Origin of the sequence: Xylophilus sp. ASV27 (assembly GCF_016428875.1) — a bacterium.
Lineage (GTDB): Bacteria > Pseudomonadota > Gammaproteobacteria > Burkholderiales > Burkholderiaceae_C > Xylophilus.
On record NZ_JAELTO010000454.1, the window covers coordinates 1 to 246 of the forward strand.

The window sequence follows — 246 nt, forward strand, 5'->3', positions numbered from 1 at the left end:
CAGCTTGCCGAACGCGGCCAGCCAAGCATGGGTACGCTCGACCACCCACCGATGGCGCCCGAGCCTGTCATTGCGCTCGATGCCTTTGCGAGCAATACGATCCTGGATACCGCGGCGCTTAAGGCAAAGCTGAACAAGCGGTCGATTTCAGCGAGGCGCGGTCGCGTTGATCGGGAACTCCGAGATGGGAAGGCCGCAGCGGCTCGATTGCGAGCCGGATTGCGACCATTTCTGGCCCACGCCCGC

At 63.8% G+C, this 246-nt stretch carries 1 pseudogene; it reads right to left on the reverse strand.

The annotated features are described in order from the left end of the window. Positions 1-120 (reverse strand): annotated as a pseudogene (locus JHD63_RS23755) (IS5/IS1182 family transposase); the annotation flags it as partial. Positions 121-246 lie beyond the last annotated feature (126 nt).